At 61.2% G+C, this 13,550-nt stretch carries 14 protein-coding genes; all 14 read right to left on the bottom strand.

Features of this window, described 5'->3' with window-relative positions:
* Entirely contained in the window at positions 1-1,254 is a 1,254-nt protein-coding gene (gene clpX, locus D6Z24_RS15300) for an ATP-dependent Clp protease ATP-binding subunit ClpX (RefSeq protein ID WP_129127478.1), read from the bottom strand.
* Complete coding sequence (gene clpP, locus D6Z24_RS15295) at positions 1,251-1,850, bottom strand: ATP-dependent Clp endopeptidase proteolytic subunit ClpP (protein WP_129127477.1); 600 nt, start codon at positions 1,848-1,850, stop codon at positions 1,251-1,253. The genes clpX and clpP overlap by 4 nt, the downstream gene beginning before the upstream one ends.
* 8 nt (positions 1,851-1,858) lie before the next feature.
* Positions 1,859-3,175, bottom strand: coding sequence for a trigger factor (tig, locus tag D6Z24_RS15290; protein ID WP_129127476.1), 1,317 nt, complete (start codon positions 3,173-3,175; stop codon positions 1,859-1,861).
* 318 nt (positions 3,176-3,493) lie between these two features.
* On the bottom strand, positions 3,494-4,522 hold the full coding sequence (cydB, locus tag D6Z24_RS15285; RefSeq protein ID WP_129127475.1) for a cytochrome d ubiquinol oxidase subunit II: 1,029 nt from the start codon (positions 4,520-4,522) through the stop codon (positions 3,494-3,496).
* 10 nt (positions 4,523-4,532) lie between these two features.
* Positions 4,533-5,831, bottom strand: a complete 1,299-nt coding sequence (locus D6Z24_RS15280; RefSeq protein WP_407925425.1) for a cytochrome ubiquinol oxidase subunit I — start codon at positions 5,829-5,831, stop codon at positions 4,533-4,535.
* Between the two features lie 166 nt (positions 5,832-5,997).
* Positions 5,998-6,414: an RrF2 family transcriptional regulator gene (locus D6Z24_RS15275; protein WP_129127473.1), complete on the bottom strand. Its 417-nt coding sequence runs from the start codon at positions 6,412-6,414 to the stop codon at positions 5,998-6,000.
* 132 nt (positions 6,415-6,546) lie between these two features.
* Positions 6,547-6,702, bottom strand: a complete 156-nt coding sequence (locus tag D6Z24_RS21670; protein WP_012529698.1) for a hypothetical protein — start codon at positions 6,700-6,702, stop codon at positions 6,547-6,549.
* A 154-nt stretch (positions 6,703-6,856) separates the two neighbouring features.
* Complete coding sequence (locus tag D6Z24_RS15265; protein WP_129127472.1) at positions 6,857-7,414, bottom strand: ComEA family DNA-binding protein; 558 nt, start codon at positions 7,412-7,414, stop codon at positions 6,857-6,859.
* The gene (gene cimA, locus D6Z24_RS15260; protein ID WP_129127471.1) at positions 7,411-8,997 is read right to left on the bottom strand and encodes a citramalate synthase; all 1,587 of its coding nucleotides are present in this window, start codon (positions 8,995-8,997) and stop codon (positions 7,411-7,413) included. The genes D6Z24_RS15265 and cimA overlap by 4 nt, the downstream gene beginning before the upstream one ends.
* A 156-nt stretch (positions 8,998-9,153) precedes the next feature.
* The gene (locus tag D6Z24_RS15255; RefSeq protein ID WP_129127470.1) at positions 9,154-10,371 is read right to left on the bottom strand and encodes an aspartate kinase; all 1,218 of its coding nucleotides are present in this window, start codon (positions 10,369-10,371) and stop codon (positions 9,154-9,156) included.
* Positions 10,372-10,583: 212 nt separating this feature from the next.
* A complete protein-coding gene (tsaE, locus tag D6Z24_RS15250; RefSeq protein WP_129127469.1) occupies positions 10,584-11,057 on the bottom strand; it encodes a tRNA (adenosine(37)-N6)-threonylcarbamoyltransferase complex ATPase subunit type 1 TsaE in 474 nt (157 codons plus the stop codon).
* A 5-nt stretch (positions 11,058-11,062) separates the two neighbouring features.
* On the bottom strand, positions 11,063-11,512 hold the full coding sequence (locus tag D6Z24_RS15245) for a CBS domain-containing protein (RefSeq protein WP_129127468.1): 450 nt from the start codon (positions 11,510-11,512) through the stop codon (positions 11,063-11,065).
* A gap of 2 nt (positions 11,513-11,514) precedes the next feature.
* Positions 11,515-13,104 carry an NAD(P)H-hydrate dehydratase gene (locus D6Z24_RS15240; RefSeq protein ID WP_129127467.1) on the bottom strand — a complete coding sequence of 530 codons (1,590 nt, stop codon included), beginning with the start codon at positions 13,102-13,104 and terminating at the stop codon, positions 11,515-11,517.
* The gene (locus D6Z24_RS15235) at positions 13,105-13,482 is read right to left on the bottom strand and encodes a holo-[acyl-carrier-protein] synthase (RefSeq protein ID WP_129127466.1); all 378 of its coding nucleotides are present in this window, start codon (positions 13,480-13,482) and stop codon (positions 13,105-13,107) included.
* Between the last annotated feature and the right edge of the window lie 68 nt (positions 13,483-13,550).

Here is a 13,550-nt window from a genome sequence, read left to right as displayed (position 1 = left end):
TTAGGCGCTTTCCGCCACGTTCTCGTAGACGATGATCGGTTTTTCCTTGTTGTAGATCACCTCTTCGCTGATGACCACCTCCTTCACCATGCTCTGGGACGGGATCTCGTACATGATGTCGAGCATGGCGTTCTCCAGGATGGAACGGAGGCCGCGGGCGCCGGTCTTTCTCTTGAGCGCTTCGCGGGCGATGGCGATCATGGAGCCGTCGGTGAACTTGAGCTTCACGTGCTCCATCTCGAACAGCTTCTGGTACTGCTTGATCAGCGCGTTTTTCGGCTCCTTGAGGATCTGCACCATGGCCTCCTCGTCCAGCTCGGAAAGCGATGCGAGCATGGGGAGACGCCCGACGAACTCGGGGATGAAGCCGAACTTCAGGAGGTCCTCCGGGGTCACCCCCGCCAGGAGTTCGCCCGCCTTCTTCTCCACCTTCTTCTTGACGTCGGCGCCGAAGCCGAGCGTCTTCACGCCGATCCTCTGCTGGATGACGCTGTCGAGCCCCGGGAAGGCGCCGCCGCAGATGAAGAGGATGTTGGTCGTGTCGACCTTCAGGAACTCCTGCTGCGGGTGCTTGCGTCCCCCCTTGGGAGGCACGCTGGCAACGGTCCCCTCGATGATCTTCAGAAGTGCCTGCTGCACCCCCTCGCCCGAGACGTCGCGGGTGATGGAGGGGGAGTCGGACTTCCTGGCGATCTTGTCGATCTCGTCGATGTAGATGATCCCCTTCTGCGCCTTCTCGACGTCGTAGTCGGCGGCCTGCAACAGGGTGAGGATGATGTTCTCGACGTCCTCGCCGACGTAACCCGCTTCGGTCAGGTTGGTGGCATCCGCCATGGCAAACGGGACCTTGAGGATGCGGGCCAGGGTCTGGGCGAGCAGCGTCTTGCCCGAGCCGGTGGGGCCCAGAAGCAGGATGTTGCTCTTCTGCATCTCGACGTCCCCCGCTTTCACGGGCGCCTCGACGCGCTTGTAGTGGTTGTACACCGCGACGGCAAGGACCTTCTTGGCGCGTTCCTGGCCGATGACGTACTCGTCCAGGACCTCCTTGATCTCCTGCGGCTTGGGAAGCTTCCTCACGTCAGGGCCCGTTGCGTCTTCAAGCTTGGACTCCTCCGCGATGATGTCGTTGCAAAGCTCGATGCATTCGTCGCAGATGTAGACCGTCGGCCCCGCAATAAGCTTCTTCACCTCTTCCTGGCTCTTCCCGCAAAAGGAACAGATCAGCGTATCGGAACGGTCATCTCTTCTGCTCAATTGGCACCTCCGGTGACTACGTTTCTGGTCACGATGGCATCTATGATACCATAGGCCTTCGCCTCTTCGCCCGACATGAAATAATCGCGCTCGGTGTCGGCGGCCACCTTCTCGACGCTCTGCCCGGTGTGCTCGGCCAGAAGCTCGTTCAGCTGGTCCTTCATGCGCAGGATCTCCTTGGCGTGGATGTGGATGTCCGTCGCCTGCCCCTGGAACCCGCCCAGCGGTTGGTGGATCATGATGCGCGAGTTGGCGAGCGAGAAGCGTTTCCCCTTCTCACCGCCGGAAAGCAGGAACGCCCCCATGGAAGCCGCCTGCCCGATGCAGATGGTGGATACCGGCGCCTTGATGTAGCGCATGGTGTCGTAGATCGCCATCCCGGCGGTGACCACACCACCGGGAGAGTTGATGTACAGGTGGATATCCTTGTCAGGGTCCTCGGCCTCAAGGAAGAGGAGCTGAGCAATCACCAGGTTGGCGACGTTATCGTCGATGCCGCCCCCAAGAAAGATGATCCTGTCCTTCAGAAGGCGCGAGTAGATGTCGTAGGACCGCTCACCCCTTCCCGTCTGCTCCACTACTATCGGTACCAGCATGGAATCTCCTATTTGTTTTCGGCGATTTCCGCCTTGGGAACCTCGGTCACCTTGGCGCGTTCGATGATGAACTGGACCGCCTTGTCTTCCCGCATCTGGGCCATGAGGCTGTCCTTGGCCCTTTCGTTGGTCTTATAGAGCTGCTGTACCTTCTCGATCGGCTGGCCGGTCTGCGCCGAGATCTGCTCGAGCTGAGCCTCGAACTCCTCCTCGGTCACCTGAACCCCTTCCTTCTCGGCGACGGCCTCGACGATGAGGGAGCCCTTCACCTGGTCCTTGGCCACGCCGCGGAACTGGGCCTTGTAGGTGTCGTCGGTCATCCCCATCATCTCCAGGGACATCCGCTGGGAGGCGAGGCGCTGCTTGGTGTTTTCCAGCATCATCTGCACCTGGCGATCCACCATGGCCTCCGGCACCTCGAGGTCGTTCTTCGCGACCAGAGCCCTGAAGACGCGCTCGCGCAGTTCGCCGGCGATGCGTGCCTCTTCCTGGGCCTGGTTGATCTCGGCGAGTTTCGCCTTCAAAAGGTCCAGGGTCTCGAACTCTTCACCGAACTCCTTGGCGAAGTCGTCGTTCAGTTCGGGGAGTTCCTTGGCCTTGATCTCCTTGACGACGATCTCGAACTGAGCCGGCTTGCCGGCGAGCTCGGCGGAACCGTACCCTTCCGGGAAGGTCACCGTGATGGTGGTGGCCGCACCGGCGGTCAGGCCGACCATCTGGTCCTCGAAGCCCGGGATGAAACGGCCGGAGCCGAGTTCCAGCTGGAAGTCCTCAGCGGCCCCACCCTCGAACGGAACGCCGTCCATGGAACCCTTGAAATCGAAGGTCACGAAGTCGCCGAGCTTGGCTGCGTGCCCTTCCGGGGCGGGCGCCAACTGGGCCATGCGCTCCTGCATCTCCTTGAGACGGGCGTCGACCACGGCCGCATCGAGTTCGAGCTTCTCTTTCTGCACCTCGAGGTCGAGATACTCCTTGAGCTCCACCTTCGGGAAAACTTCCACGGTAGCGGAGTACTTGAACGGTTCGCCTTTCTTGAGGGGTCCGTTCTCGATCACCGGATAGGCGACCGCTTCGATCCCATGGTCGGTCACAGCCTTGAAGTAGGTGTCGCTGATGAGGTTTTTCACGACATCCTCGGCCATCTTCTCGCCGTAATGCTTCTCTATCAGGCCCATCGGGACCTTGCCCTTGCGGAACCCTTTAATGGCGGCATGCTTCCTTATTTCGGCATAAGCCTTGTCGACTTCAGCAGAAACTTTGTCCGCCGGAATTTCGAAGTTCAGCTTCTTCTTGATGCTGTTGACCGATTCAACGTTGATCTGCATGAAAAGTCCTCTCTTTGTTCACTTTATATGGCAGCCTTTCTGCCGTAACGCCTCGTGCATGGTTGTCTGGGGGGAGTTGTGGGACGGGTTCTGTCGGGGCATCCGCTAGAAAAGCTGCCTCCCGGAAGGGGAATGGGCACCGGAGCTGTTCGCTTAGGGGCACGACAAGAGGGTAAAGTAGCAAAGGGGACGGGAACTTGTCAATATAGAAATGGTTTCGCTTTAATCGCTTAGCTGCGGCCGGCGTGCGCGCGATCACACCCCGAAAAGGGAAAAGCCGCCCCCCCTTCGCGTGGGGGGCGGCCATGAAGGACCGTGCTAATAGGCCTCGTGATCGGCGGCAACCGCCTCGGCGGTGACCCGGTCCCTGAAGAGCCGGTAGACCCAGATCTTGTACAGGATGACGATCGGCACGAAGATGAAGGCGACCGTCGTCATGATCTTCAGCGTGTAATCGGAAGAGGAGCTGTTGTAGATGGTGAGGCTGTAAAGCGCATCGAGGCTCGACGGGATGAGGTTCGGGAAGAGCCCGATTACGCCGGTGCCGACCACCCCCAGGATGGTGACGCAGGAGGCGGCGAAGGCGGTAAGCGCGTTCCCCGCGCCAAGAAGCATGCGCACCCCGACCAGAGCGCCCACCGCGACCAGCGGCACGACCAGGAAGACCGGCGCCTTAAGGTAGTTGTCGTAGAGCTTGGTGGCGAAGTTGGTGTAACCAAGGAAGAGGACCGCAACCAGCAGAAGCGGCACCCACAGGGTCTTCGCAAGGCTCTCGGCACGACGGCTCAGATCCCCGGTGGTCTTCACGGCAACGTAGAGGGCGCCGTGCACGGCGAAGAGCATCACGAAGAGAAGCCCGCTCACGATGCCGTAAGGGTTCAAAAGGGCGAGAAGCGAGCCGTGGTAGCCGGCCTGGTCCATGGGGAGCCCGGAGAAGATGTTGCCGAAGGCCACGCCGAAAAGAAGCGCCGGGATGAAGCTGGAAAGTACGATGGCCCAGTCCCATCCCCCTCTCCAGGCGGCCCCGTCTTCCTTGCTGCGGAACTCGAAGGAGACCCCGCGCACGATGAGCCCGAAGAGAAGGAGCAGCAGCGGCGTGTAAAGGTAGCTGAACATGAGGGCGTAGGTGGTCGGAAACGCGGCGAAGGTAGCGCCGCCGGCCGTGATCAGCCAGACCTCGTTGCCGTCCCACACCGGGCCGAAGCTGTTGATGATGACGCGGCGGTCGCTGTCGTTTCTACCGAGGACGCGGTGCAGCATCCCGGCGCCGAGCACGAAACCGTCGAGCATGAAGTAAACGGCCCAAAGGACACCCCAAAGCACAAACCATACGATATGCAGATCCATTGTTTCCCCCCTAGTTTCCGAAAGCGCCGGTGGCGCCGACATGAGTTTCTTCAGGCCCTTTGCGGGCGAACTTGGTCAGCAGGTAGATGTCCACGAAGCCCAGCAGGCCGTAGAGGAGCGTGAAGCCTGCGAGCGACCCGACCACCTGCGACATCTCGAGCGACTTGGAGACCGCGTCGGAGGTCTTCATCAGCCCGTACACGATCCATGGCTGTCTTCCCAGTTCGGAGACGATCCAGCCGAGCTGGTTCGCGATGTACGGCAGCGGGATGGTGAGGACCAGCAGTTTCAGGAACAGGGGGTACTTCTCGAGGAGACCGTTTTTGGCTAAGAAGAACGCGGCGGCAGCAACCACGATGAAGAAGGTGCCGAGCCCGACCATGAGGCGGAAGCTCAGGAAGACCGGGAGGACCGGCGGGCGTTCGTCCTTCGGGAAAGAGGTGATGCCGCGGATCTCGGCGTTGGAGTCATGGAAGGCGAGGAAGCTTAAGAGCCCCGGAACCGGGAGCGCGGAGACCAGGTTGCACTCGTTCTTTGCGTCCGGGAAGGCGATCAGATGCATGGGAGCGTTGTTACAGGTGTTCCAGACCGCCTCCATGGCGGCGAACTTGGCCGGCTGCGTCTTCGCGACGTCGGCGGCATGGAAGTCGCCGATCACCGCGACCATGATGGTGGCGAAGAGGGCGAAGCCGGCGGCCATGGTGAAGGAGGCTTTGAAGAACTCGCGGTTGCGTGCCTTAAGCAGATGGTAGGCGGAGATGCCCATGACGAAGAAAGCGGCTACGGTGTAACCGGAAACGATCTGGTGCCCGAACTTCAAGAGACCGAAGGGGTTGGTAATAAGGGCGAGAAAGTCCACCATCTCGGCGCGGCCGTTTCTGAGCACGTACCCTACCGGGTGCTGCATCCAGCCGTTAGCAAGCAGGATCCAGAGGCCGGAAAGGTTCGTGGCAATGGCGACCATCCAGATCGAGAAGGCATGAAACCTCCTGCCGACCTTGTTCCATCCGAAGGCCCATACGCCGATGAAGACCGACTCCATGAAGAAGGCCACAGTGGCCTCGATGGCCAGGGGGGCCCCGAAGATGTCCCCCACGTAGCGGGAGTACTCGGCCCAGTTCATGCCGAACTGGAACTCCAGGGTGATGCCGGTCACCACGCCCAGCGCGAAGTTGATCAGGAACAGTTTGCCCCAGAACTTGGCCATCCTCTTGTACATCTCATTGCCGGTCAGCACGTAGCGGGTCTCCACCATGGCCACGAAGACCGAGAGCCCGAGGGTGAGCGGGACGAAGATGAAGTGGAACATGCTGGTGACGGCAAACTGCAGCCTGCTCAGGGTTAGTACATCCATTTTTTCGCTCCTTTGATTAAATTGAAACTTTTGGCCTGTGGGGCCGGCTCAGCCGTTGTTGATATTAACGCTCACAAAAGACAAACAGGACCTTCTTTATCCTAATTGTTTACAAAAAATTTTAACTTTTGCAGTCGGGGCTGCGCGCGAGGGTATCTATGGTGACGGCGTCGAGAATGGAGACCACCTCGGTCTGCACCTGTTTCCAGACGGCATGGACGCGGCAGGGTCCTCCCCTGTCGCAGGCGCTCCCCAGAAGGCAGCGGTTAGGCAGGATCGGCCCCTCGACCGCCTCCACCACCTCACGCAGGGTGATGGTGGACGCGGGACGGGCCAGGACGAAGCCGCCCCCGGTGCCGCGCGAAGAGGTGACCAGACCGAGCTTGGCGAAGCTCTGGAATATCTTGGCGAGGAATGTCTGCGGGACTTCCGCGGCGGCGGCGATCTCGCTGATAAGCGAGACCCGACCCGGCGGCTGCTGGGCCAGATAGATGATGCCGCGGATTGCGTATTCTCCCTTTCGGGTTAGTTCCATCATAAAAAACACCTTTAGGACCAATTTGATCCCTTTTATAACGGACCGGCCCAGAGCTGTCAAGCCCAAAATCAGCAAGAAAAAAGGGGGGCCGCTTGAGCGGTCCCCCTTCGCTGTTCTTTTATCGTCTCAGTATCAGCCGAGGAGGCTGTTGAAGTTCCTTGCCCTGTTGGCCAGGATGGTCGGGTCGAGCACCTCGCCGCAGCAGGTGCACTTCCAAGCGTCGAAGGACCTCACGAAGTCGTAATATTTCTCGGCAAACATCCTACCTTTGCATTTAGGGCATTTCATAAGCCATACCTCCCAACAGAAAGTTGATTAAAGAACTTCATGTGGGTTCGTATATTTCACCTAACATGCCAAGAAGGAAAATATGAGTAAGTTGTAATGTCGCGATTACTCCTTTTCGAAGGAACCTTTCGCAAAAAGGCCCTGTTGCAGCGCATTAAAAATATCTTTTGATCGCCGCGAGCTTGCCGGGGCCGATCCCCGGCACCCGCAACAACCCTTCCACAGCACCGAAAGCGCCATTTTCCTGACGGTCCTCGATGATACGCCGGGATAGTGCCGCCCCGATCCCCGGCAGAAGGGCCCATTCCGTCTCGCTTAAGAGGTCCGGGTCCAGCGGCACTCCGAGGAGCATGCGCTCCCTGGCAGTCATCACACCCAATAAAAACAAATATTTACCTGATCGATCCCGGCGAAAGGCGACGACATCCCCGCTGGCAAGCACGCAACTGTCGGATCCTCTGACGCTTACCGCAACCTCGGCGCAGGGGAGCGTCATTTTAATGGCGGCGGCCGCATCTACCCCCTTGGGGAGGCGATACACGCCCGGACGCGGCAGGTCCCCCGTCAGGCGCACCGTCACGGTCTGCCCAGTGAAACGAGAAAAGGCCGCATCCTCACCTTTCGTGGTGGGGATGCGGCCTTTGATGTAAAGCGGCAGGGTGAGGGCCAGGGCGAGACACCATAGGGCGAGTCGCTGGCTCCTCGGCATCATTTCTTGGGTGCCGCCGTCTCCTCGTCCTTGTGCAGCTTGAACTCGATGGCGTCGATGAGGGCCTGGTAGGAGGCCTCGATGACGTTGCTGGAAACGCCGACGGTGCCCCAGCGCCCTTCCTTGTCGCCGCTCTCGATGAGAACGCGGATCGAAGAAGCCGTCCCCTGCCCCGCCGGAAGCACGCGCACCTTGTAGTCGTGCAGCTTCACGTCCTTCAACTTAGGGTAGAACTTCTCGAGCGCCTTTCTGAGCGCGTTGTCGAGGGCGTTCACGGGGCCATGCCCCTCGGATGCGGTGTGCTCGACCTTCCCCCCCACCTTGACCTTGATGGTCGCCTCGGAGATCGGCTGGTCGTCCTCTGTGCGCTTCTCGTCGATGACGCGGAAGCCGATCACGGAGAAGAACTTGCGGTGCGTGCCGAGGGCGCGCTTCATCAGGAGCTCGAAGGAGGCCTCCGCCCCCTCGAACTGGTAGCCGCGGTTCTCCATCGCCTTGATGTCCTCGAGGATCTCGAGGGTCACCGGATCCTTGCTGTCCAGGTTGATGTTGAACTCGGTCGCCTTCGCGAGGATGTTGGCGCGACCCGAGAGGTCGGAAACCAGCACGCGGGTGGTGTTGCCGACCAGTTCCGGGCGCATGTGCTCGTAGGTCTCCGGGTGGCGCTGGATCGCCGAGACGTGCACGCCCCCCTTGTGGGCGAAGGCGGAGTTGCCGACGTAGGGCTGGTGCTTGTTGGGCGCGAGGTTCGCGAGTTCGTAGACGTAGCGGGAGAGATCCCTGAGCGTCTTCATCTGCGCGTCCGAGATGCAGTCGCGCTTCATCTTCGCCTTGAGGGCCGGGATGATGGAGCAGAGGTTCGCGTTGCCGCAGCGCTCGCCGAAGCCGTTGATGGTCCCCTGCACGTGCACGATCCCCTGCTGCACCGAGATGATGGAGTTCGCCACGGCGCACTCGCCGTCGTTGTGGGCGTGGATGCCGAGCGGGGTGGAGATCACCTTCTTCACCTCGTCCACGATGGCAGCGATCTCGTACGGCATGGAGCCGCCGTTGGTGTCGCAAAGGATGATGCAGTCGGCGCCCGCCTGCTGGGCCGCCTGCAGCGTCTTGATGGCGTACTCGGGGTTGGACTTGTAGCCGTCGAAGAAGTGCTCGGCGTCGTAGAAGACTTCCGGCATGTTCTTCTTGAGGAACTCCAGCGAGTCGAAGATGAGCTCCAGGTTCTCCTCGAGCGGGATCCTGAGCGCCTCGTGCACGTGGAAGTCCCAGGTCTTGCCGAAGATGGTGGCTGCGTCGGCCTTGGACTCCACCAGGGTGCGCAGGTTCTGGTCCTTATCGGGGGTGATTTTGGCGCGGCGGGTCGAGCCGAAGGCGGCGATCTTCGCCTGGATGAGCTTTTCCTTCTTGATGTCCTTGAAGAAGGCGACGTCTTTGGGGTTGCTGCCGGGCCATCCCCCCTCGATGTAGTGAATGCCGCACTCGTCCAGTTTGTGGGCGATGCGGATCTTGTCCTCGACCAGGAAAGAGATGTCCTCCGCCTGCGTACCGTCCCTAAGCGTCGTATCGTAAAGTTTCACCAGACTCATATCACCCCCAACTTCAACAAAAGACGTTCAACGTTCGACGTTCAACGTTCTATTTCAAAAAGCCAAAGCCGTCATCGTCCGCCTCGCAGTACCGCAAAGGCCCGAGCCGAAGCCCGGACCTTTACGGAACGTTGAACCTTGAACGTTGAACGGGTGTTATTTTCCGGCCAGACCGAAGGCGTCGTGCAGCACGCGGACGGCGAGCTCGGTGTATTTCGCGTCGACTACGACGGAGATCTTGATTTCGGAGGTGGAGATCATCTGGATGTTGATCCCTTCCTTGGCGAGCGCCTGGAACATGGTGGTTGCCACGCCGGCGTGGCTCCTCATGCCGAGACCAACGATGGATACCTTGGTGACGTTCTCGTCGGAGAGGACTTCTTTCGCGTTGATCGCCTCGGCGGTCTCCTTGGTGATGGTGAGCGCCTTCTTGAAGTCGGCCTGGGGCACGGTGAAGGTGAAGTCGGTGGAACCGGCCTCGCTCACGTTCTGGACGATCATGTCGACGGAGATGTTGGCATCGGAAAGCGGCGAGAGGATCTGCGCTGCCACCCCGGGCTTGTCCGGCACCTGCATGACGGCGATCTTCACTTCATCCTTGGCGTAGGCGATACCCGAGACGAGCACTGCTTCCATTTCTTTATCCTCCTTGGTAACCATGGTTCCGAGATTTTCGTTGAAGCTCGAGCGGACGTGTACGTCGACGTTGTACTTGCTGGCGAACTCGACGGAGCGGATCTGCAGCACCTTCGCTCCGAGGCTGGCCAACTCAAGCATCTCCTCGTAAGAGATGCGCTCGATCTTTTTAGCGTCTTTGCAGATGTTGGGGTCGGTGGTGTAGACGCCGTCCACGTCGGTGAAGATCTCGCAGACGTCGGCTTTCAGCGCCGCCGCGAGTGCCACCGCAGAGGTGTCCGAGCCGCCGCGCCCCAAGGTGGTGACGTTGCCGAACTCGTCGACACCCTGGAAACCGGCGACGATCAGGATGGTCCCCTCTTTCAGGTCGGCGCGCATCTTCTTGTCGTCGATGCTCTCGATGCGGGCCTTGCTGTAGGCGGTATCGGTGAGGACGGGAACCTGGAACCCGAGGTAGGACTTCGCCTTGTACCCCATGGCTTTCAGGCACATGGCCAGAAGGGCGATGGAGACCTGCTCCCCCGCCGCGACGAGTACGTCGTATTCACGGGTGTCCGGGAATTCGCAGACCTCGTTGGCAAGCGCAACCAGCTTATTGGTTTCACCTGCCATGGCGGAGACAACTACCACCATGTCGTTGCCGGCGTCGTAGGTTTTTGCCACCCTCTTGGCGACGTTGCGAATTCGTTCGACGGAACCCATCGAGGTGCCGCCGTACTTTTGGACAACCAAAGCCATGTCAGTCCTCCTTGTATCTATATGCTGTTGATCCGCCCGGAACCTTCGCTCCCGGCGATAGGAAACACTTTATTAGCAAGTTTACTGTGCCCGGTCAAAACATTTTTTTAAACAATCAAGGCCAAGACAGCCTTATGAGCACTTTTTGCCCCCTTCTCTGTTTACAACAAAAAGAAACGCCCCTTCCGGAACCGGAAGAGGCGTCTTCTGACTTAATCTCGCTCCCCTGCTGAGAGAGCGCGGACGATGGCCTGTGACCTGGGGCCGGAACCCTCGAAGCTGACGCTGCGCTCCTCGTCCCCCTCGTGGTTCAGCGTAACGGTGAGAACGTCGTCGGGCATCTCCCCGTCCAGGCGCTCGGCCCATTCCACGACGCAGGCGCCGTCGCCGGAGAAATATTCCTCGAAACCGAGCGCGTCGACGTCGTGTGCCCCCTCGAGACGGTAGAGGTCGAAATGGTACAGGGGGAGCCTCCCCTCGTAGATGTTCAATATGGTGTAGGTCGGGCTGGTCACCGGGGTCTCCGGGTCGACCTCCAACCCGCGGGCGATCCCCTTGGCGAACTGGGTTTTGCCCGCGCCGAGTTCACCGGTCAGGGCGATGAAATCGCCGGGGGCAAGCAGCCGCCCGAGCCTCTCCCCCAGTTGCACCGTCTCGTCGCTGCTTTTGGTCCGCATGAAAGGCATCGAGACTACCCTATCATGGTGCGCACCATGTCGATGCGCCCGATGATACCGACCACGCGGCGCCCCTCGACCACCGGGACGGCCTGCACCTTCTTGTTGGTCATCAGTTCGGCCACCTCGGAAACCGGCGCCTCCGGCCCCACGGTGAGAACCTCCTGCGAAAAGATGTCCGCGACGGTCTGCCCGGTCATCTTCTGCAGTTCCTTCTCGAAACGCTTGTCGCTCTCCAGGTAGATGACCCAGTCGAAGATGGAGATGACGGTCGGAATGTGCAGCGGCTTGTCCCGCTCGATCAGGTCGCTTTCGGACACGATGCCGACCAAAAGCCCCTCGTTGTCCACCACCGGGACGCTGGAGATGCGGCGCTCGGCGAAGAGCTTGGCCAAGTCTCGCACCGTGGTGTCGCGGCCTACGGTAACCACGTCTTTGGTCATGATCTCTTTTGCTTTCATCATGGTCATTCTCCCTGTGATGTGTTGTCGGTTTTAAAGACGTGATGAACGCCGCGCGCCCGGGCGATCCGGTCCAGCGCGGCGGGAAGCGCCTCCTGTACGTCGGTGGCGCTCATCCCCTGGCAGCCTCGGGTCTCAAGCAACAGGTCCGCGGCGAAGCCGTGGACGAAGGAGCCGAGCCTGCAGGCGGTGAAAGGGTCGTACCCCTGGCCGATTAGGGCGGCGACGACGCCGGTGAGCACGTCCCCCATGCCGCCGCTCGCCATGCCGGGATTGCCGCTGCCGTTGACCGCGATGCGGCCGTCGGGTGCGGCGACGATGCTGCGCGCTCCCTTGAGGATCAGGTGCACCTGGTATCTGGTAGCGAAGTCGCGGGCGCAGCCGATGCGGTCCTCCTCCACCTCGGGGACCGAGCAGTCAAGCAGGCGTGCCATCTCCCCCGGGTGCGGCGTGAGCACCGTCACCAAGCCGCTTCTCTTGAGCAGAAGGGACGGGTCGGGCGCCACCGCGTTCAAGGCGTCGGCATCGAGCACGAGGGGCCGCCTGAGCACGGCCAGGAGCGAATGAACCAGGTAGACCGTGGAAGGGGCCGTCCCGAGACCGGGACCTAAGGCGACTACGTCGCGGGCCGCCGCTGCGGCGGCGATTTCCGGGAGCGCCCCGGCCTGAAGGTAACCCTTTGTCCCCGGGCCGAGCGGGATGGTCATCGCCTCGGTGGTCTTCGCCTCCAGGATCGGGTGCAACAGTGCCGGGACCGCCAGGGTGACGAGTCCCGCCCCGGTGCGCAGCGCGCTGTTAGCTGCCATGGCCGCGGCACCGGTCTTGCCGGTGCTCCCGGCGACGACGAGGGTGTGGCCGCCGGTTCCCTTGTGTGCGGTTGCCTCTCGCGGCCTGAAAAGTAGGGCGGCGCTCGGAAGATCGGTAAACTCGGCCCCTTCGGCCTCGGCGACCACGGCGTCGGGCATGCCGATGTCGGCGACGACCAGCCTCCCGCAAAGCTCCGCGCCGGGATAAAGGACGTTGCCCAGCTTGGCAAGCGCGAAGGTGACGGTGAGGTCGGCCCGCACCGCGCGCCCTAGCACCTTCCCGGTGGCCGAATCGACGCCGGAGGGGATGTCCACGGCGACCACGGGGCCCCCGGCCGCGTTGATCGCGTCTATCGCCTCGCCGTAGATGCCGGAGACCTCGCTCTTCATCCCGGTGCCGAGCAGGGCGTCCACGATCACCGTCGCCCCCTGCAGAAGTTCCCGTTCCCCCGCGATTCCCTGCGGCACGCTCTTCACCACGCCGGCATCAAGGCGCGCAAGGTTCGCCGCGGCGTCGCCGGCGATCGCCTCGGGAGCGGCAAGTAGCAGCACCGGAGCGTCCCACCCCTGTTCCGACAGAAGGCGCGAGATGACGAAACCGTCGCCGCCGTTGTTCCCCTTCCCCGCCACGATCACGGCGCGTTTCCCCGCGCCGCCGCCGAAGGCGTCCACGATGGCGTTGGCACAGCCGCGACCGGCACGCTCCATGAGGTCGAGCCCCGGGATGCCGAACTCCCCGATGGCCCTTTTATCCATAAGCTGCATGACCTGACCGCTCACGACTTTCATCTAGCGCTCCAGTACCACGAAGGCGACGGCACAGCCGGCGTCATGGGAAAGGGAGAGAAAGCAGCCGGCAAGCCCCGCCTGGCGGTAAAGCTCCTCGGCCCGCCCGGTAAGCTTCAGCTCGGGCTTACCGAGGGGATCGTTCACCACCTCCATGTCCTTCCAGGAAAGTCCGTCACGCAGCCCGGTACCGAGCGCCTTCAGGAAGGCCTCTTTTGCCGCGAAACGCAGGGCGTAGTGCTGGGCGCAGTTCTTTTTCACCGAGCAGTAATCGATCTCCCGCTGGGTGAACAGTCTCTGGAACAGTCCGTCGTTGCCCTCTCTCAAGAACTTTTCGAAGCGGCCGATTTCAACGATGTCAACGCCGGTGCCGTAAATCAAGAAAACTCCCGTTTATTGCCTTGCCGTCTTGCCGCTCATACTGCCAAACTTGCGGCTTAATGCATACT

The sequence above is a fragment of the Geomonas oryzae genome (assembly GCF_004117875.1).
GTDB lineage: Bacteria > Desulfobacterota > Desulfuromonadia > Geobacterales > Geobacteraceae > Geomonas > Geomonas oryzae.
Note: the sequence above shows the minus strand (reverse complement) of the source record. Positions and strands in the feature narration are given on the sequence as shown.